The sequence below is a fragment of the Lysobacter koreensis genome, assembly GCF_042677045.1.
In the GTDB taxonomy this organism is placed as follows: Bacteria; Pseudomonadota; Gammaproteobacteria; order Xanthomonadales; family Xanthomonadaceae; genus Lysobacter_K; species Lysobacter_K koreensis.
Window position 1 is genome coordinate 328895 of record NZ_JBHTIH010000002.1, and the last position, 16439, is coordinate 345333.

Annotated in this window: 20 protein-coding genes and 1 tRNA gene; 7 read left to right on the forward strand and 14 right to left on the reverse strand. The window is 69.6% G+C overall.

Going from position 1 to position 16439, the window contains the following annotated elements:
- Nucleotides 1-109 precede the first annotated feature (109 nt).
- The 7 genes from ACFQZQ_RS01705 to ACFQZQ_RS01735 all read left to right on the forward strand — a co-directional run bounded on the left by ACFQZQ_RS01705 (nt 110) and on the right by ACFQZQ_RS01735 (nt 6182).
- On the forward strand, nt 110-1951 hold the full coding sequence (locus ACFQZQ_RS01705) for a 3-hydroxybutyrate oligomer hydrolase family protein (protein WP_386810956.1): 1842 nt from the start codon (nt 110-112) through the stop codon (nt 1949-1951).
- A gap of 125 nt (nt 1952-2076) precedes the next feature.
- Complete coding sequence (locus ACFQZQ_RS01710; protein ID WP_386810957.1) at nt 2077-2691, forward strand: CDP-alcohol phosphatidyltransferase family protein; 615 nt, start codon at nt 2077-2079, stop codon at nt 2689-2691.
- 151 nt (nt 2692-2842) lie between these two features.
- Nucleotides 2843-3970 carry a class III poly(R)-hydroxyalkanoic acid synthase subunit PhaE gene (gene phaE, locus ACFQZQ_RS01715; RefSeq protein WP_386810958.1) on the forward strand — a complete coding sequence of 376 codons (1128 nt, stop codon included), beginning with the start codon at nt 2843-2845 and terminating at the stop codon, nt 3968-3970.
- A 1-nt stretch (nt 3971) separates the two neighbouring features.
- The gene (locus ACFQZQ_RS01720) at nt 3972-5057 is read left to right on the forward strand and encodes a class III poly(R)-hydroxyalkanoic acid synthase subunit PhaC (protein ID WP_386810959.1); all 1086 of its coding nucleotides are present in this window, start codon (nt 3972-3974) and stop codon (nt 5055-5057) included.
- A gap of 53 nt (nt 5058-5110) precedes the next feature.
- Nucleotides 5111-5491 carry a DUF5329 family protein gene (locus tag ACFQZQ_RS01725; RefSeq protein ID WP_386810960.1) on the forward strand — a complete coding sequence of 127 codons (381 nt, stop codon included), beginning with the start codon at nt 5111-5113 and terminating at the stop codon, nt 5489-5491.
- Nucleotides 5492-5532: 41 nt separating this feature from the next.
- Entirely contained in the window at nt 5533-5733 is a 201-nt protein-coding gene (locus tag ACFQZQ_RS01730) for a PspC domain-containing protein (protein ID WP_386810961.1), read from the forward strand.
- Nucleotides 5703-6182 (forward strand): hypothetical protein, encoded by a 480-nt coding sequence (locus tag ACFQZQ_RS01735; RefSeq protein ID WP_386810962.1) that lies wholly within the window; start codon nt 5703-5705, stop codon nt 6180-6182. Before ACFQZQ_RS01730 ends, ACFQZQ_RS01735 begins: the two co-directional genes overlap by 31 nt.
- Before the next feature lie 340 nt (nt 6183-6522).
- Here the strand turns inward: ACFQZQ_RS01735 and ACFQZQ_RS01740 are convergent.
- The 14 genes from ACFQZQ_RS01740 to ACFQZQ_RS01805 form a co-directional block, all read right to left on the reverse strand.
- Nucleotides 6523-6609: transfer RNA gene (locus ACFQZQ_RS01740), tRNA-Leu, on the reverse strand.
- 61 nt (nt 6610-6670) lie between these two features.
- On the reverse strand, nt 6671-7123 hold the full coding sequence (locus ACFQZQ_RS01745) for a DUF2214 family protein (protein ID WP_386810963.1): 453 nt from the start codon (nt 7121-7123) through the stop codon (nt 6671-6673).
- Between the two features lie 92 nt (nt 7124-7215).
- A complete protein-coding gene (locus ACFQZQ_RS01750; protein WP_386810964.1) occupies nt 7216-7824 on the reverse strand; it encodes a cysteine dioxygenase family protein in 609 nt (202 codons plus the stop codon).
- A 10-nt stretch (nt 7825-7834) separates the two neighbouring features.
- Nucleotides 7835-8992 carry a homoserine O-acetyltransferase MetX gene (gene metX, locus ACFQZQ_RS01755; protein ID WP_386810965.1) on the reverse strand — a complete coding sequence of 386 codons (1158 nt, stop codon included), beginning with the start codon at nt 8990-8992 and terminating at the stop codon, nt 7835-7837.
- Nucleotides 8993-9010: 18 nt separating this feature from the next.
- Complete coding sequence (locus ACFQZQ_RS01760) at nt 9011-10006, reverse strand: tetratricopeptide repeat protein (protein ID WP_386810966.1); 996 nt, start codon at nt 10004-10006, stop codon at nt 9011-9013.
- Nucleotide 10007: 1 nt separating this feature from the next.
- Nucleotides 10008-10481: a cytochrome c-type biogenesis protein gene (locus ACFQZQ_RS01765; RefSeq protein ID WP_386810967.1), complete on the reverse strand. Its 474-nt coding sequence runs from the start codon at nt 10479-10481 to the stop codon at nt 10008-10010.
- Complete coding sequence (locus ACFQZQ_RS01770; protein ID WP_386810968.1) at nt 10478-11053, reverse strand: DsbE family thiol:disulfide interchange protein; 576 nt, start codon at nt 11051-11053, stop codon at nt 10478-10480. Before ACFQZQ_RS01770 ends, ACFQZQ_RS01765 begins: the two co-directional genes overlap by 4 nt.
- Nucleotides 11050-13017: a heme lyase CcmF/NrfE family subunit gene (locus tag ACFQZQ_RS01775; RefSeq protein ID WP_386810969.1), complete on the reverse strand. Its 1968-nt coding sequence runs from the start codon at nt 13015-13017 to the stop codon at nt 11050-11052. The genes ACFQZQ_RS01770 and ACFQZQ_RS01775 overlap by 4 nt, the downstream gene beginning before the upstream one ends.
- Nucleotides 13018-13491, reverse strand: coding sequence for a cytochrome c maturation protein CcmE (gene ccmE, locus ACFQZQ_RS01780; RefSeq protein WP_386810970.1), 474 nt, complete (start codon nt 13489-13491; stop codon nt 13018-13020).
- On the reverse strand, nt 13488-13664 hold the full coding sequence (locus ACFQZQ_RS01785) for a heme exporter protein CcmD (protein WP_386810971.1): 177 nt from the start codon (nt 13662-13664) through the stop codon (nt 13488-13490). The genes ccmE and ACFQZQ_RS01785 overlap by 4 nt, the downstream gene beginning before the upstream one ends.
- Entirely contained in the window at nt 13661-14440 is a 780-nt protein-coding gene (gene ccmC / locus ACFQZQ_RS01790; protein ID WP_386810972.1) for a heme ABC transporter permease CcmC, read from the reverse strand. Before ccmC ends, ACFQZQ_RS01785 begins: the two co-directional genes overlap by 4 nt.
- Before the next feature lie 90 nt (nt 14441-14530).
- Complete coding sequence (gene ccmB / locus ACFQZQ_RS01795) at nt 14531-15175, reverse strand: heme exporter protein CcmB (protein WP_386811630.1); 645 nt, start codon at nt 15173-15175, stop codon at nt 14531-14533.
- A 98-nt stretch (nt 15176-15273) separates the two neighbouring features.
- Nucleotides 15274-15918 carry a heme ABC exporter ATP-binding protein CcmA gene (ccmA, locus tag ACFQZQ_RS01800; protein WP_386810973.1) on the reverse strand — a complete coding sequence of 215 codons (645 nt, stop codon included), beginning with the start codon at nt 15916-15918 and terminating at the stop codon, nt 15274-15276.
- A gap of 36 nt (nt 15919-15954) precedes the next feature.
- A complete protein-coding gene (locus ACFQZQ_RS01805; protein WP_386810974.1) occupies nt 15955-16425 on the reverse strand; it encodes a DUF3293 domain-containing protein in 471 nt (156 codons plus the stop codon).
- Nucleotides 16426-16439 lie beyond the last annotated feature (14 nt).

A 16439-nucleotide genomic window follows, 5' to 3' on the forward strand; every position in this document is an offset into this window, starting at 1 on the left:
CGCGATGGGATATCGCAACCAGACTAGCAAGCGCGGTGCACGCGTGCGCATGCAGGCGCTGGTACCAAAGTACGATGGGCCGCGCCGACGGGCTTGTTAGGCTGCCGGCATGGCTAATTCTCCGTTCCGTGTCGCCGCGGCCAGTGCCGCGCCCGTCCTGCTGCTGCTCCTGGCCGCGTGCAGCACGCGCGGCCCGCATCCAACCCGCGAGACCACACCGATGTTCAGCGCGCCGCGGGTCACCGAGCATCGCAACGGCGACGACCTGCTCACCGCTGGTCTTGGTCGCGACGGATTGCGCGCGATGCTGGCGCCTGCGTTCGCCGACCCCGAACGTCCGACGTCGACGGAACTGCGCCGTCGCGCGCTGTGGCAGAACTGGCGTGGCATCGCCGACCTCGCGCCCGGCGGTGGCTACGGCGACCTCTACGGCAGCACCGCCGATGTGCCAGGACGAGAGTTCAGCGCGCTGGCGACCGTGCCCGGCGCCACCCATCCGCACCGCGTGCTCGCGCAGGTGCCGGACGGCTTCGATGTCGGCAAGCGTTGCGTGGTGGTGACCGCGTCGTCGGGCTCGCGCGGCATCTACGGGGCGATTGCGGTGGCCGGTGCCTGGGGCCTGCCGAAAGGCTGCGCGGTGGCCTACACCGACAAGGGCGCGGGCACGGACTACTTCGACCTCGATGCCGACCAGGGCGCACGCGCCGATGGCACCACCGGCCCACGCGGCGATGGCCTCGCGTTCGCAGCGCAGGCGACGGCGGCGTCCGGCGTCGCGTTCAAGCACGCGCATTCGCAGGACAACCCGGAGGCGGACTGGGGCCGGCACGTGCAGCAGGCCGCGCAGTTCGCGCTGCAGTCCCTGGGCGAAGCTTTCCCGCAGGCCGCGCCATTCACCTTCGACAACACGCGGGTGATCGCGGTCGGCATCTCCAACGGCGGCGGCGCGGTGCTGCGCGCCGCGGAGTTGGACGGTGACTGGCTGGATGCGGTGGTCGCCGGCGAACCGAACGTGTACGTGGTGGGCGAGGGCAGCCGCGCCCTCTACGACTACACCACCGAGGCCGCGCTGCTGATGCCGTGCGCGTTGCTCGACGCCGCGTTGGCGCCGCTGCCGCAGCCGCCGCTCGCGGCGCAGGCGACGCCGGCGTGGACCCAGCACTGCGCCGCCCTCAAGGCCGCCGGACTGGTCGAGGGCGACAGCGTGGCAGCTCAGGCCAGCTTCGCGCATGCGCGCCTGCGCTCGGTCGGCTGGACCGACGCGGCACTTCGCAGCGGCGCGTTGTCGGTGGGATTCGACCTGTGGCGCGCGGTCGCTGCCACTTACGCGTCGGCCTACGGCCGGTACGCCGCGGGCGCCCATCCCTGCGGGTATGTGTTCTCGGCGACCAATCCCGACGGCAGCGCGCGCGTCGCCAGCGCGGCCGAGCGTGCTGCGTGGTGGAGCGACGCCAGCGGCATTCCGCCCGGCGCCGGGGTGGGCCTGGTCGATGCCACGCCAGCAGGCTCGCCACCGCTGACATCACTTCGATGCCTGCGCGGGCTTTGGAGTGGTTCGCACGCCGACGCGCAGCGGGTGCGCCGCGGCATCGACGAAACCCGTGCCGCGTCGCCGCGCGCCGGCCTGCCGGTCATCGTGGTCCACGGCCTCGACGACGGCCTGATCCCCGCCGCATTCAGCAGTGCGCCATACGTGGCCATGGCGCAGGGCGCCGGCCGCGACGTGCGCTATTGGCAGGTGCGCAACGCACAGCATTTCGACGCGTTCCTCGGCCTGCCTGATTACGCCGCGCGCTACGTCCCGCTGCTGCCCTACGTCTATGCCGCGCTGGATCGGGTGAAGGCGCACCTCGACGGCGCCGCCGCCTTGCCCGCCAGCACCGTGGTCGACACCACGCCGCGCGGGGCCGGCAAGGCGCTGGACGCGACGCATCTGGCACTGCCGCGTTAGCGGATGACGAGGGCCGTTGGCCGAAGGCTTCACGGCGGCCCCGAGCGCGCTTACTTGCCGGCTTCACGCCAACTTTGGCAGGCTGTGACCTTCGTTCCCCGGAACGGCCAACCACGGACCGCCGCATGAAGCGCCACTTCTCGATGCTCCGCGAATTCCACCTCGCGGACTGGTTCACCCTCGGCAACGCGTTCTGCGGCACCGGCGCGGTCTTCGCCGCGATGCGTTTCCTGCAGGAAGGCGGCGTGCGCGACTTGCTGATCGGCATGGCGCTGATCCCGCTGGCCTTCATCCTCGACGCGCTCGACGGCAACGTCGCACGCTGGCGCAAGTCGGCCTCCACGCTCGGGCGCGAACTGGACTCGCTGGCCGACGTGATCTCGTTCGGCGTCGCCCCGGCCGCGCTGGCGTATGCCTGCGGGCTGCAGGGCGGCTGGGACTGGATCGTGCTGAGCTATTTCGTCGGTTGCGGCGTCAGCCGGCTGGCACGCTACAACGTCACCGCCGAAGCGCTGTCAGGTGACGGCGACAAGGTGAAGTACTTCGAAGGCACGCCGATCCCGACCAGCCTGGTGCTGGTGGTGGTGCTCGCAATCGCGACCTGGCAGGGCGCCATCGGCGACAACCTGTGGTTTGGCATGGTCCAGTTCGGGCCTTGGCAGTTCCACCCGCTGGTGCTGATGTTCTTCGTCTCCGGCTCGCTGATGATCAGCAAGACCCTGCGTATCCCCAAACCCTAGAAAAAGAACCGTTGTAGATCCGAGCCTACTCGGATCGCATCTCGGGCCGACCGCAAGAGCGATCCGAGCGGGCTCGGATCTATTGAGTCGCGGGGCCGCGGCGCCCGCAACAGCCGCGTTGCTATCATTCCGCGACGACCCGGAGGATGCGATGGCCAACACCGATTTCGACGCGATGGCGCGGCAGTACTGGAACGCGTGGGGCGAGTCGATGCGCGCTGCCCAGCCGCCCGCGCAGCCGGCCGTGCCGGGCTGGGACCAGGCGATCGCCTGGTGGTCGCAGCTGGCCAAGGGCGCGCCCGGGTTCCCAGGCATGTCTGCCGGCGCGAGCGGCGCTGGCCATTCCGGGGTCAACGACACGTTGGATCGCTTCAACAGCCAAGCGCGCGGCTGGTACGCGCAGATGCAGCAGCTAGCGGCGCAGTTCGCCGGCCAGGACGCGGGCGCCGCCGATATCGCCGGCGCCTGGAAGCAGGCGATGGGCGGGCAGGGCGGCAACCCGTTCGCCGAGATGTTCAGCCACATGCAAGGCCCCGGCCAGCACGGCGTCGGGCAATGGTTCGAGCAGGCCAAGCCCTACCTGCAGGGGCTGGAAGCCTGGCAGCGCGGCAGCCAGTCGTGGCAGGCTACGCCGGCGTTCGGCTTCGCGCGTGAACACCAGGAGCGCTGGCAGCAACTCGCCCAGGCGCAGGCCGATTACCAGGAAAAAACCCAGGCCTACAACGCGCTGATGGGCGAGGCTGGGCAGCGCGCATTCGAAGTGTTCGAGGCCAAGCTCGCCGAACGCAGCGAACCGGGCCGGCAACTGACGACCGCGCGCGCGTTGTTCGACCTGTGGATCGATGCGGCCGAGGAGGCCTACGCGAAGATCGCGTTGTCGTCGCGCTTCCGCGAGGTGTACGGCGACCTGGTCAACTCGCAGATGCGCCTGCGCGCCGGCGTGCAGCGCGAGATCGAGCAGGCCAGCGGCGTGCTCGGGATGCCAACCCGCACCGAGATCGATTCGGCGCATCGCAAGATCGTGCAGCTGGAGCGCGAGCTACGCCGGTTGCGCGAGGCGATGACAGAACGCGACGCCGCCAAGCCGGTTGTCGAACCGGCTGCGACCAAGTCCGACGTGGCGAAGCCCGGCGCGGTCCAGCGCGTCAGCAAGCGTGATGCCGCGCAGCGCGCTGGCAAAACCACGACAACGCCGGCCAAACCCGACCGGAAGGACGCCGCACCTGCGGCCAAGCGCAGTGCGGTAGCGAACGCGTCGAAGCCGAAGGGGAAGCGCTGACATGAACGGTTTCGACCTCAACGGCCCGCTCAACTTCACCGCCGAATCGCTGGCGCAGGAAGCATCCAGCACCCAAGCCAAGCTGCAGGCCGGCCTGGGCACCCTGCGCGACGTCGACGACGTGACCTACGGTGCCACCGCCAAAGACGAAGTCTGGCGCGACGGCAAGGTGGTGCTGTACCGCTTCCGCGGCGCGCACGCGCCATCGGCGAAGGTGCCGCTGCTGATCTGCTACGCGCTGGTCAACCGCCCGTACATGGTCGACCTGCAGGCCGACAAGTCGATCGTCCGTGGCCTGCTCGAGCGCGGCGAGGACGTCTACGTGCTCGACTGGGGCTACCCCGACCGGTCCGACCGCTACCTCGAACTCGAGGACTACATCCAGCGTTTCCTCGGCGGCGCGGTCGACCATCTGCGCCGTACGTTCGGTCTCGATGCGATCAACCTGCTTGGAATCTGCCAGGGCGGCGCGTTCTCGTTGTGCTACAGCGCGCTGAACCCGGCCAAGGTCCGCAACCTCATCACCATGGTCACCCCGGTGGACTTCCACACCGACGACAACATGCTGGGCAACTGGACCCGCGGGCTCGACGTCGACCTGTTCGTCGACACGCTCGGCAACGTGCCGGCCGACCTGATGAACATGACCTACCTCACGCTCAAGCCGTGGCGGCTGTTCGTGCAGAAGTACGTGGGGATGGTCGACATCCTCGACAACAAGGCCGCGCTGGAGGATTTCCTGCGCATGGAGAAGTGGATCTTCGATTCGCCCGACCAGGCCGGCGAGGCGTTCCGCCAGTTCGTCAAGCAGTTTTACCAAAGCAACGGCTTCGTCAATGGCGGCATCGACATCGGCGGCCGCGAAGTGCACCTGGGCGATGTCGCGATGCCGGTGCTCAACATCTTCGCCGAGCAGGACCACCTGGTGCCGCCGGCGGCGTCCAAGGCATTGGCGGGACTGGTCGGCACCGACGACTACAGCGAACTGTCGTTCAAGGGCGGCCACATCGGGATCTACGTGTCGGGTCGCGCGCAGCGCGAAGTGCCCAGCGCAATCCATGACTGGCTCGCGCAGCGGGCGCGCTGATCGCGCTGATCGCGCGTTGGGCTGCCGGGCGGTGACACGCGGTTGATGCGCACATGAAAGCCCGCCGCCTGCCGTGCGCCCTGGTCCTTGCGTTGCTGGTCAGCACGACTGCCGCCGCGGCGCCGATCGCCAGTCCCGAACGCGAGATCGAGCAGCTGATCAGTGCGCTGGGCGCATCGGGGTGCCAGTTCCAGCGCAACGGCAGCTGGCACGATGCCGCGCAGGCGCAGGCCCACCTGCGAAAGAAATACGCGTACCTGCACAAGCGCCACATGGTTGCCAGCGCCGAGCAATTCATCGAGCGCGCCGGCAGCGAAAGCAGCCTCAGTGGCCGCGCTTACCAAGTGCGCTGCCCGGGCCGGCCGCCGGTCGCTTCGGCGGCGTGGTTGCGCGCGAAGCTGGCCGAGATCCGCCGCACCGCGCCATCACGCTGAGGCGCTAGACTCGTTGCCATCGCTGCCAGGACCGAGCCGCCATGAACACATCTCGACCCTTCGCCCGTTCCCGCCACGACCGCATGATCGCCGGGGTGATCGGCGGCATCGCCCAGCGCTACGGCTGGAACTCGACGCTGCTGCGCGCGATCTACGTGATCGCCTCGATCGCGTCGGTGGCGTTCCCCGGCATCCTCGTTTACCTGATCGCATGGCTGCTGATGCCGGAAGAGGGCAACTGAGCGAACGGCATCCCAGGCGGTGGCTGCGGACGCCGGTGTTGGCGCTGGGCATGCTGTGGGCGCTGCCAAACACGGTGCTCGGCCTGATCGGTGGTGGCGTGGGCCTGGCGTTCGGCGCGCACGTGCACCTGCGACGTGGCGACATGGCCCTCGTGTTTCACCGCTGGCCGTGGGGGCCGGGCGGGGCGATCACCCTGGGCAACGTCATCCTGCATACCGGCGACACCCTCGATTCGCCATGCGTGACCTACGCCCACCGCGCCGGCCACGGCGACGAGCCGCACATCCTGCTGTCCGACCATGAACGCGCGCATGTCTACCAGTACATGGCGCTGGGCCCGTTGTTCCTGCCGCTGTACCTCGTCTGCGGCGGGGTCAGCGTCCGCAACCGCTTCGAACGCGCCGCCGATCGCTATGCGATGACGGGCCACGGCTGGTGGCCGTGGTAACCGACCGACGAACGGCACGGGCTTTTTTACCTTGCGATAACAGCGACGGGACTAAAGTCGCAGGCGTCGGAGGAAATCGCAGAAGGCGCAAGCCCGAAGCCCGCATCCGACACGGAAGGCTCAGCCACCCGAGAGTAAATCCTCGCCGAGACTGGGCCTTCTCTATGTCTGGTTGTCGGCGCGCCCCACCTGGGCAGCGAATTTGTCGCCCAGTGCGATTGGCATTCTCGGCCTGAAAAAGAAAACGCCCGCCGAGGCGGGCCCTTCAATCAACCGCTCCGGAACGCCTTCGGCCTTCGGTTGGCGAGGCGCCAGCGTTTGGCTTGCTGACCCGGTTACGTGGTGCCGGAGGTGGGACTCGAACCCACACGCTTTTAAGGGCGGCGGATTTTGAGTCCGCTGCGTCTACCGATTCCGCCACTCCGGCAGCGGGCGCGCAGTATAGCCGAGCGCGGTGGCGCAGGTCAGCCCGATGCGCGGTCGCAGATTCAGAAGCCGCCGTAACGGGCCATCGCGGCGGCCAGCACGAAGATCGCCGCGACCAGGACCAACTCGAAGCGCACGATGCCGCGCAACTTGGCGACTTCGCCCGCCTCCGGCAGGTAACCGGGATTTCCGGCCAGCGCCTTGCGCCAGCGCGCGATGCGCACGGTCGGCAGGATCGACAGCAGGCCGACCAGCACGAACGCGCCGAGCTTGGCGTGGAACCACGGGTTATGCAGGTAGAAATCTTGGCCCTTGATGCCGTGGAAGACCCGCACCAGGCCGGCCACCAGCAACAGCCCGGCGACCAGGCCGTACCCCTGGTCGAGCCGCGCAAGTCGTTGCAAGGCCGGGACGTCGACCGTGCCGCGCAGCAGCGCCGATTCCGCGACCAGCATCGCCACCAGCGCGAACACCAGCAGGTGGTGCAAGGAGGCGAGCAGCAGGTCGGTCAGCATCGGGTTCGCCCCTGTAGGTCCGAGCCTCGCTCGGACGCCTTTCCGTGGATTCGCTCAACCGCGTGCCGAGCCCGACTCGGAACTACAGGAAACTACTCGGTGTCGTCGGTGCACAGGGTCTTGTCGAGGCGCGCGAACCACTCGCCGTCCTGCGGCACGAACATCGAGCACGCCTCCATCGGCGCCTTGTAGATGTGCAGCGTCACGGCGACATGGTCGGAACTGGCGTTGCGGATGGTGTGGTACTCGTGCGGCGGGATCAGGCTGCCGGCGCTGCCGGGGCCGGCCTGCATGCCGCCGGCGGCGCGGAAGCGGAAACGCTCGCCGTCGCGTTCGAGCAGTTCGTACTGGGTGATCTCCAACTCGCCGTCCCAAACGCCCTCGACGCACCACAGACCGCAATGGTCGTGGACCGGCGTGCCCTGGCCCGGGGCCCAGGTCATCGCGACCACGCTGTAGCCGTGGGTCGGGCTGCGGTAGATCTCGCGGCGCGCGTAGTGGTCCTCGATCGGCTCGTGCACGCACGCCGGCAGGTGCACGTCGCGGTCCCGGATCATCGTGCACAGCGTATTGCGCAGCGCCTTGGTCACCGCGTGTTCGTCGCCGCTGGTGACCGCGGCGTCCAGTGCGGCGACCAGCTTGTCGTGGCCGGGGAAATCCACGTCGGGACAAGGATTGGACTGCGCATCGTTCATGTTCATGGACTCAAGTTTACGCCGCCGGCAACGCGGCGAGGAATTGGCCGACCGCCGGGCCGAAGCGGGCGATGTCGACCAGGAACGCGTCGTGCCCCTGCGGCGACTCCAGCGGCAGGAACTGCGCGTCGGCGCCGCCTGCGCGCAGGCCATCGGCGATCTCCTGCTGCTGCTGCAGCGGGAACAGGATGTCGGTGTGCACGCCGATCGCGAGCGCTTTGTCGACGTGGATCTGGGCGAGTCCGAGGCGCGTATCGCGATCGCTGTCGCCGGATTTCTCCATGCAATACTCGCCCAGGTCGAACCAGTCCATCGAACGGCTGAGATACAAGTAGCAGTTCGGGTCGAAGCGGCGCACGAAGCGGCGGGCGTGGCCTTCGAGGTAGCTTTCGACCTGGAATTCGAGCCCGAACGGCTCGTCGTCGGGGCGGTCCGGGCTCTGGGTGGCCTGGTCCAGGCGCACGCGGCCGAAGCGTCCGTCCCATTCCAGCGCGGAGCGGTACGTGATCACGCCGAGCTTGCGCGCCATGCGCATGCCCGACTCCGGGTAATGGGTGTCGTCGTACTGGCCGTGGTTCCACTGCGGGTCGAGGCGGATCGCCTCGCGCTGCAACGAGCGGATCGCGATCGAGAACGGCAGTGCGTGCGCCGCCCCGGAGATGTTGATGTGCGCGCGCGCGCCGCCCGGATGGCGCAGCAGGTACGCCAGCGCCACCATGCCGCCCATCGAATTGCCAATCAGGCAGGCCAGCGTGTCGATGCCCAGCGCTCGCACTACGTGCGCGGCTGCATCGGCGCCGTCCTCGACCGACAGCTCGGGGAAGTCGAGCCGGTACAGGTCGCCGGTGGCGGGGTTGACCGAGGCCGGCCCGGTCGAGCCCTTGCAGCTGCCCAGCGAGTTCACGCAGACCACGAACCAGCGATCGGTGTCGATCGGTTTACCCGGACCGAGCATCGCCTCCCACCAGCCGGGGTCGGGATTACCGGCATTGGCCGCCGCATGTGCGTCGGGCGACAGGCCGGTCAAGATCAGCACCGCGTTGTCGCGCGCGGCGTTGAGCGTGCCCCAGGTCTCGTAGGCCGCGCGCGCGCCGTACAGCGCGCCGCCGCGCTTCATCGGGAGCGGCGAGGGCAGGTCGACGAACAGCGTTCCGGGCGGAATGAATTCGGTCATTGCGTCGGCTTCAGTGGGCTACGGGCGGACGCGGTCGATCACGAGTTCAATCGTGCCAGCGTCCTTGCCTGCGGGTTGGGGAGTGCCTTCCAGGTCGCCGGCCTGCGGCGTGGCATCGCCGCTGGCGGAGATGCGCGCGCTGACTTCGACCCGGTCGAGTTGCGACAGTTTCAGGGTCGGCATCAGGCTGTCGCCGTCGTCAAGGGTGACGTCGATCGGGAAACCGCGCGCCGGCAGTTTCTCGGCAGCCACCGGCATCGGCGGGCCGCCGGGTTGGCGCGCGAGCACGAACAGGCTGGCATCGACGGGCAGTTGCGCGGCCAGCGCCCGCGCCAGCGAGACCCTGACCGTGATGCTGCGGGTCGCCGCGACGGCGGTGGCCGGCAACGGCGGCAGGCCGGCCTCGGCGCGCGCGGCGTCGATTTGCGGGCGCAGGCTGGCCGCGGTCTTCGCATCGACCATCGCGAGCAACGGCTCCCAGGTCTTCGCCGCTTCGGCCGGTTGCTTGGCCTGGCGTTGCGCGATGCCACGGAACCAGCGCGCGCGCTGGTGCATGGGTTGTTGGGTCAAGGCGTGTTGCAGCATCGCCACCGCCTCGGTATCGAACTGGCGTCCAGGCGTCGCCAGCGCGCGCGCCTCGGCGCCTTCGGCGAGCAGATCGGCATCGTCCGGCGCCAGCTTGATGGCCTTGGCGAAGGCATCGCGGGCCTCGGTCGCGCGCGACTCCGCGGCGTACGCGCGGGCCAGCAGGCGCCAGCCTTCGACCTGGTTGGGGTCGCGCTGGAGTTCGGTCTCGAGCTGGGTCACCGCATCGGCCAGCGTCTGCGGCGACTGCCGCTGCGCGGGATCGAGCGCCTGAGGCGTGCCCACCAGCGCGTAGGTCAGGCCGGTGGCGAGCGCCAGGGCCGCGAACACGCCGATCCCGGCCAGCGGCTTGGCCTGCCACAGCGGGCGCAGAACGAAGGCCAGGGCCAGCAGCACCAGCGCGGCGCTGGCGACTAGGAACGCGGTCATCTCACCACTCCCCGCCGTCGTCGATCCCGCTGCCATGGCGGGCGTCGTCGCGCGCGGGCGGCACCGGCTTGCCCGCGCGCTTGCGCACCACGCCGGCGACCACGGCGCCGCCGGCCAGCAGCAGCAAGGCCGGGCCGAACCACAGCAGCCAGGTCTTGGACTCCACCTGCGGGCGGTAGAGGACGAACTCGCCGTAGCGCGCGACCAGGAACTGCTTGACCTCGCGGTCGCTCTTGCCCTGCCGCATCAACTCGAGCACCTCGCGCCGCAGGTCGCGGGCGATCTGTGCGTTGGAATCGGCGAGCGACTGGTTCTGGCACATCACGCAGCGTAGTTCGGCGACCAGCGCGTGGAAACGACGCTCCTCGGCGGCGCTGGTGAACTGCGGCGGGGTGGCATCGCTGCCGGCCTGCGCGAACGCTGGAGGCGACGCGAGCAACGCGAACAGCAGCGCCGAGAGCAGCCAGAGCTTCATCGCGCCTTCTCGATCTCGGCCAACATCGGCAGCAGTTCGTCGTTGACGACCGCGTCGCTGAGCGGCCCGACGTGCTTCCAGCGAATCACGCCGGCGCCATCGACGAGGAACGTCTCCGGCGCGCCGTAGATGCCCCAGTCGATCGCGGATTTGCCTTCGTAGTCGGTCAGCACCATGAAATACGGGTTGCCGAACTGCTCCAGCCAGCGCAGCGCGTCGGCGTGTTCGTCCTTCCAGTTGTAGCCGATCACGCGCACGCGCTTGGTCTCGGCGAAACGGGTCAGCACCGGGTGCTCGACACGGCATTCCGGGCACCAGCTGCCCCAGACGTTGAGCAGGTACGGCGCACCGCGCAGGTCGGAGGACGACACCAGGCGTCCGGCTTCGTGCAGCAGCGGCAGGCTGAACTCGGGCGCGGGCTTGCCGATCAGTGGCGACGGCAGCGCCTCGCGGTCCGGGTTGCGGCTCAGCCGCACGCCGGCGAACAACAGCACGCCGAGCACGGCGACCACCGCCAGCGGCAGCCAGCGCATCGGCGACTTGCGCGGCGGGGACGTCGGATTGTCGGTCATCGGGCAGGCTCCGGAACGGCGTCGGGCGCGGCGTCGCGCGGCACGGGCAAAGGCTTCGGCACGCGGAATCGCCGGTCGGTGGCAGTGACCAGGCCGCCGAGCATCATCAGCAGCGCGCCGCCCCAGATCCAGCGCACGAACGGCTTGGTGTGCACGCGCAGCGCCCACGCGCCGCCACCGAGCGGTTCGCCGAGCGCGACGTACAAGTCGCGGGTGACGCCGGGATCAATGGCGGCCTCGGTCATCACCTGGCCGCCGCTGGCGTAGGTGCGCTTTTCCGGGTGCATCACGGTCAGCGGTTGGTCGTTCTCGAATACGGTCACGGTGCCGCGGTCGGCTTCGAAGTTCGGGCCGATGCGGTGGGACACTCCGTCGAAGCGGAACGCGTAGCGGCCCAGTTCGACGGTCTGGCCCTGCGCCACGGCGAGCTCGCGTTGCTGGCTGAGCCCCTCAGTCAGCAATGCACCGACCAGGAACACCGAAACGCCCAGGTGCGCCAGGGTCATGCCGAGCATCTCGGCGGTAAAGCGCGTGCCGCTGCTGCGCAGCCGCGACCAGACGAAACGCGCCGTGCCGGCGCCGAGCCAGACCGCGCCGAGCACGCCTGCGGCCACCTTCCACGCGCCTTGCGGGGCGAGGAAGAACGCGGCGATACCGGCGCCCAGCGCGAGCCCGGCCCACGGCAGCAACATCGCCAGCGGCCGCGAGACCTGCTCGCGCTGCCAGCGGGTGACCGGGCCGAACGGCAGCAGCAGCACCAGCGGCGCCATCAGCAGCACGAACATCAGCGCGAAGTAGGGCGGGCCGACCGAGATCTTGCCCAGCTCCAGCGCGTCGGCGAGCAGCGGGTAGAGCGTGCCGAGCAACACCATCGCGCAGGCGGTCGACAGCAGCAGGTTGTTGGCCAGCAGCAGCGTCTCGCGCGAGCTGGCCGCGAACGGCTGGCCTTCGCCCTCGTTCGACGGCGCGCGCAGCGCATACAGCAGCAGCGAGCCGCCGATGACGATGCCGAGGAAGATCAGGATGAACAAGCCGCGGGTCGGGTCGGATGCAAACGCGTGCACGCTGGTCAGCACGCCCGAGCGGACCAAGAACGTGCCCAGCAGCGACAGCGAGAACGTCGCGATCGCCAGCAGCAGCGTCCAGCCGCGGAAGCTGCCGCGCTTCTCGGTGACCGCCTGCGAGTGCAGCAGCGCGGCGCCGGCGAGCCACGGCATGAAGCTGGCGTTCTCGACCGGGTCCCAGAACCACCAGCCGCCCCAGCCCAGCTCGTAATACGCCCACCACGAACCCAGCGCGATGCCGAACGTCAGGAAAGCCCAAGCGATGTTGGTCCACGGCCGCGTCCAGCGCAGCCAGCGCGCGTCGACGCGGCCGTCGAGCAGGGCGGCGATCGCGAACGCGAACGGCACCGCGAAGCCGACGTAGCCGACGTACAGCATCGGCGGGTGGATGATCATGCCCGGGTCTTGCAGCAGCGGGTTGAGGTCGCGGCCTTCGGCGACCGCCGGCAGCAGGCGCTCGAACGGGTTGCTGGTGAAGATCAGGAACGCGAGGAAGCCGACGCTGACCACGCCCATCACCCCGAGCACGCGCGCGATCACGTCGACCGGCAACCGCTGCGAGAAGCGCGCGACCGCGGCCGTCCACAGCGCCAGGATCAGCGCCCACAGCAGCAACGAACCCTCGTGCGCGCCCCAGACCGCGGTGTAGCGGTACACCATCGGCAGCAGCGAGTTGCTGTTCTGGGCGACATAGGCCAGCGAGAAATCCTGGCCGACGAAGCCCTGGGTCAGGATCACGAACGCGACGAATACCAGCGCCAACTGCGCGTACGCGGCCGGACGCGCCACGGCCATCCAGCTGCCGATCCCGCGCTGCGCGCCGGCCAGCGGCAACGCCGCCTGCAGCGCCGATACCAACAGCGCCAGGATCAGCGCGACTTGACCCAGTTCGGGCAGCACTTACCGCGCGCCCGGGTTGCTGGCCGGCGTCGGCGCTTCGACGTCGTGCTTCTGGTGCGCCTGGCCCATCTTGTCGGCCACTTCCTTGGGCATGTAGGTCTCGTCGTGCTTGGCGAGGATTTCCTCGGCGACGAATTCCGCGCCCTGCATGCGACCGGTGGCGACCACCGCCTGGTTCTCGCGGAACAGGTCGGGGAGGATGCCGCTGTAGAGCACCGGCAATTCGGCATCGCCGTCGGTGACGCGGAAACGCGCGTCGAGGGTGCCGGGCATGCGCTGGAACGAGCCCTTGGCGACCATGCCGCCGAGGCGGAAGCGCGCGTGCGCGCCGGCTTCTCCGCGCAGCACTTCGACCGGGGTGTACAGGTAGGCGATGTTGCGCTGCAGGGCCATCGCGACCAGCACCGCGGCGATGCTGGCGGCCACGACGAGGGCCAGCACCCAAAGCAGGCGACGGCGGCGGATCGGGTTCATCGGCTCAACTCGCTGGCAGCGGTGCGCGCCGCCGCGCCGTCGGACTTGCGCGCGGCGCGCAGGCGCGCGTTGCGCAGCTCGCGCCGCAGCTGCAGGCGGGTGGCGACGAAGTCCCAGCCCAGCACGACCACGAATACCGCGTAGGCGGCGATCACGTAATTGAGATAGCTCATGCCGGCTTGCCTGCGGTCGTGGCGGCGGCCAGCTTCGGCCCGGCCAGTTCGGCGACCCAGGCCTTGCCCGACTCGCGGCGCAGGTTGTCGGCGCGCGCGCGCGCGAGCAGCGCGCCGATGAACCACAGCTTGGTGCCGACGATCATCCACACCAGCGGCTGCACCATGCTCGCGTCCATGCTCGACTCGCCGAACAGGCGGATGGTCTGGCCCTGGTGCAGCGAGTTCCACCACACCACCGAGTAGCGGATCACCGGCAGCAGCACCACGCCGACGATCGCGAGCAGCCCGGCGGCGCGCGCGGCGGCGCGGCGGTCGTCGATCGCGTTGTACAGGCCGATCACGCCCAGGTAGAGGAACAGCAGGATCAGCTCGGTGGTCAGGCGCGGATCCCAGTCCCACCACGTGCCCCACATCGGCTTGCCCCAGATCGAGCCGGTGAGCAGGGTGATCAGGGTGAACGCGGCGCCGATCGGCGCGCAGGCCATCGCCAGGATCTCGCACAGCTTGATCCGCCAGACCAGCGCGATCGCGGCGTAGAACGCCATCAGCCCGAACACGAACAGGCTCATCCACGCGCTGGGCACGTGGATGTAGAGGATGCGGAAGCTGTCGCCCTGCTGGTAGTCGGCCGGCACCTGGAACAGCGCGCCGAACAGGCCCCAGGCCATCACCAGCACGCCCAGCGCGTACGCCCACGGCGCCCAGCGCGCGGCGAAGCGGTCGAAGTAGGGGGGCGAGCCGAGTTTGTGGAACCAGCGCAGGAGTGGATTCATGGTTTCAGACTCCGCTCCGGGCGGCGGAACAGGGTTTGGACTGGGTAGCGATAGTTTCGCCGGCGGCATTCCACGGCGACTTGACCTGACTCAATTCAATGCAATCCGTATGGCAGCGGCCGCCGCCAGCGGTGCCAGGACCAGCGAAACCACCAGCCCCGCGCCCAGCAGCAGCAGCGCGCCGACCGGATCCAGTCCCTGGGCCGAGGCGGCCACGCTGCCTGCGCCGAACACCAGCACCGGCACGTACAACGGCAGCGCCAACAGGGCGACAAGTATACCGGAGCGCCTCATGCCGACCGTCAGCGCGGCGACCACCGCGCCGAGCAGACTCAGCAAAGGCGTGCCCAGCGCCAGCGACGCCAGCAACACCGGCAATTGGCCGCGCGGCAGGTGCAGCAGTTCGGCCAGGAATGGGGTGGCGAGCAGCAATGGCAGCGCCGTGGTCGCCCAGTGCATGAACGTGCGCACGCCGACCAGCCACGCCAGCGGCACCGGCGCCAGCATCCACTGCTCGAGCGAACCGTCCTCGGCATCGCCGCGAAACAGCGTGTCCAGCGCCAGCAGCCCGGCCAGCAGCACCGCCAGCCACAGCACCGCGCCGGCGACCTTCGACACGCTGGCGTTCTCGCCACCCAGCGCCAATGCGAACAGCACCACCACCAGCAGCGCGAACAACGCCGGCTGCAACGCATCGCCGCGGCGGCGCCACAACAGGCGCAGGTCGCGCACCATCAGCGCCCGAGCTGCACCGGCCAGGCCGGGGACGGCGACGCCACTGAGGCGCGAGCTTCGGTTGCTCGAAATGGGCTCGGGACTCGAAAGACGGGTGTTCATGCGCCTTTCTCCAGCACCAGCATCCGCGTGCGCACCGGCGGCGCGGCGTAGGCACCGTGGGTGGTGACCAGGGCGGCGCCGCCGTCGCGCAGGTGCGCCTGGACCATGCGGTTGACCAGTTCGATGCCCTCCAGGTCGAGGTTCGCGTACGGCTCGTCGAGCAACCACAGCGGCGCCGGCGACAGCCACAACCGGGCGAGCGACAGGCGCTTCTTCTGGCCGGCCGACAATTGCCGGGCGAGGGTGTCCTCGTAGCCGGCCAGGCCGACAATGCCCAGCGCGCTGGCCGGCGACTGCGCGCGGCGGCGGCCCTGCAGCCCGCATAGGAACTCGAGGTTTTCCAGCGCGCCCAGGTCGGCCTTGAGGCCCGGCAGATGGCTCAGGTAGGCGATCGCGCGGGCGCGGCGCCCGGCGCGGGCGCGCTGGCCGTCGATGTGGACTTCGCCGCCATCGGCGCGCAGCAACCCGGCCAACACGCGCAGCAGAGTGGTCTTGCCGGCGCCGTTATCGCCCTGCACCAGCAACGCCTCGCCGGCATCGACGGAAAAATCGAGGGGGCCGAAAACGGGTTCGTCGTTGCGGGCGAAACGCAGGCTGCGGGCTTCGAGCAGCGGCGGGGCGGGTCGGTCGGTGGGGGTCATCGATCAGGCGCTAGCGGCCGGTGGACCGCAGGGCCGTCATTCTACCCAGTCGGTGGCGTCGCCAACGGCCATCTCCGCGGGGCGCGGCATCAGCATCCGCAGGCGCACCGGCTGGCCGCGTTCCCAGGCCAGTACCGCGGCCTGGCCGAACTCGCAGGCCAGCGTGTCGCGGGTGGCCGGATCCAGGTCGGCGACCAGCCAGCCCGGCTCGCGCCAGTCGCCGTCGACGTCCTCGGCCCACGCCGGCTGGCGCGACGCGCCGGCCGCGTCCAGCTGCGCGACCAGCAAGGCATCCGCGGTCTCGTTGGCGCTGTCCGACCGCGGTTCCGAGGCCGGGTTCCAGGCCGTGATAAACACGTAGCGCGTGGCCGGCCAGTAGGCCTCCAAGTCGAGCGCCGGTTCGCCGACGCGCAGCGCGAACGTGTCGCCGTCCAGCGCCACACAGTAGCGGGCGGCGGCGTAGGCGGTGGCCAGTTCGGCAGCGTCGACGACTTGCAGTTCGTGCATCGGCGCAGTGTCCT

Coding starts and splice junctions, on each gene's coding strand:
- ACFQZQ_RS01705 (WP_386810956.1), top strand. CDS start 110: ATGGCTAATTCTCCGTTCCGTGTCGCCGCGGCCAGTGCCGCGCCCGTC.
- ACFQZQ_RS01710 (WP_386810957.1), top strand. CDS start 2,077: ATGAAGCGCCACTTCTCGATGCTCCGCGAATTCCACCTCGCGGACTGG.
- phaE (WP_386810958.1), top strand. CDS start 2,843: ATGGCCAACACCGATTTCGACGCGATGGCGCGGCAGTACTGGAACGCG.
- ACFQZQ_RS01720 (WP_386810959.1), top strand. CDS start 3,972: ATGAACGGTTTCGACCTCAACGGCCCGCTCAACTTCACCGCCGAATCG.
- ACFQZQ_RS01725 (WP_386810960.1), top strand. CDS start 5,111: ATGAAAGCCCGCCGCCTGCCGTGCGCCCTGGTCCTTGCGTTGCTGGTC.
- ACFQZQ_RS01730 (WP_386810961.1), top strand. CDS start 5,533: ATGAACACATCTCGACCCTTCGCCCGTTCCCGCCACGACCGCATGATC.
- ACFQZQ_RS01735 (WP_386810962.1), top strand. CDS start 5,703: ATGGCTGCTGATGCCGGAAGAGGGCAACTGAGCGAACGGCATCCCAGG.
- ACFQZQ_RS01745 (WP_386810963.1), bottom strand. CDS start 7,123: ATGCTGACCGACCTGCTGCTCGCCTCCTTGCACCACCTGCTGGTGTTC.
- ACFQZQ_RS01750 (WP_386810964.1), bottom strand. CDS start 7,824: ATGAACATGAACGATGCGCAGTCCAATCCTTGTCCCGACGTGGATTTC.
- metX (WP_386810965.1), bottom strand. CDS start 8,992: ATGACCGAATTCATTCCGCCCGGAACGCTGTTCGTCGACCTGCCCTCG.
- ACFQZQ_RS01760 (WP_386810966.1), bottom strand. CDS start 10,006: ATGACCGCGTTCCTAGTCGCCAGCGCCGCGCTGGTGCTGCTGGCCCTG.
- ACFQZQ_RS01765 (WP_386810967.1), bottom strand. CDS start 10,481: ATGAAGCTCTGGCTGCTCTCGGCGCTGCTGTTCGCGTTGCTCGCGTCG.
- ACFQZQ_RS01770 (WP_386810968.1), bottom strand. CDS start 11,053: ATGACCGACAATCCGACGTCCCCGCCGCGCAAGTCGCCGATGCGCTGG.
- ccmE (WP_386810970.1), bottom strand. CDS start 13,491: ATGAACCCGATCCGCCGCCGTCGCCTGCTTTGGGTGCTGGCCCTCGTC.
- ACFQZQ_RS01785 (WP_386810971.1), bottom strand. CDS start 13,664: ATGAGCTATCTCAATTACGTGATCGCCGCCTACGCGGTATTCGTGGTC.
- ccmC (WP_386810972.1), bottom strand. CDS start 14,440: ATGAATCCACTCCTGCGCTGGTTCCACAAACTCGGCTCGCCCCCCTAC.
- ccmB (WP_386811630.1), bottom strand. CDS start 15,175: ATGGTGCGCGACCTGCGCCTGTTGTGGCGCCGCCGCGGCGATGCGTTG.
- ccmA (WP_386810973.1), bottom strand. CDS start 15,918: ATGACCCCCACCGACCGACCCGCCCCGCCGCTGCTCGAAGCCCGCAGC.
- ACFQZQ_RS01805 (WP_386810974.1), bottom strand. CDS start 16,425: ATGCACGAACTGCAAGTCGTCGACGCTGCCGAACTGGCCACCGCCTAC.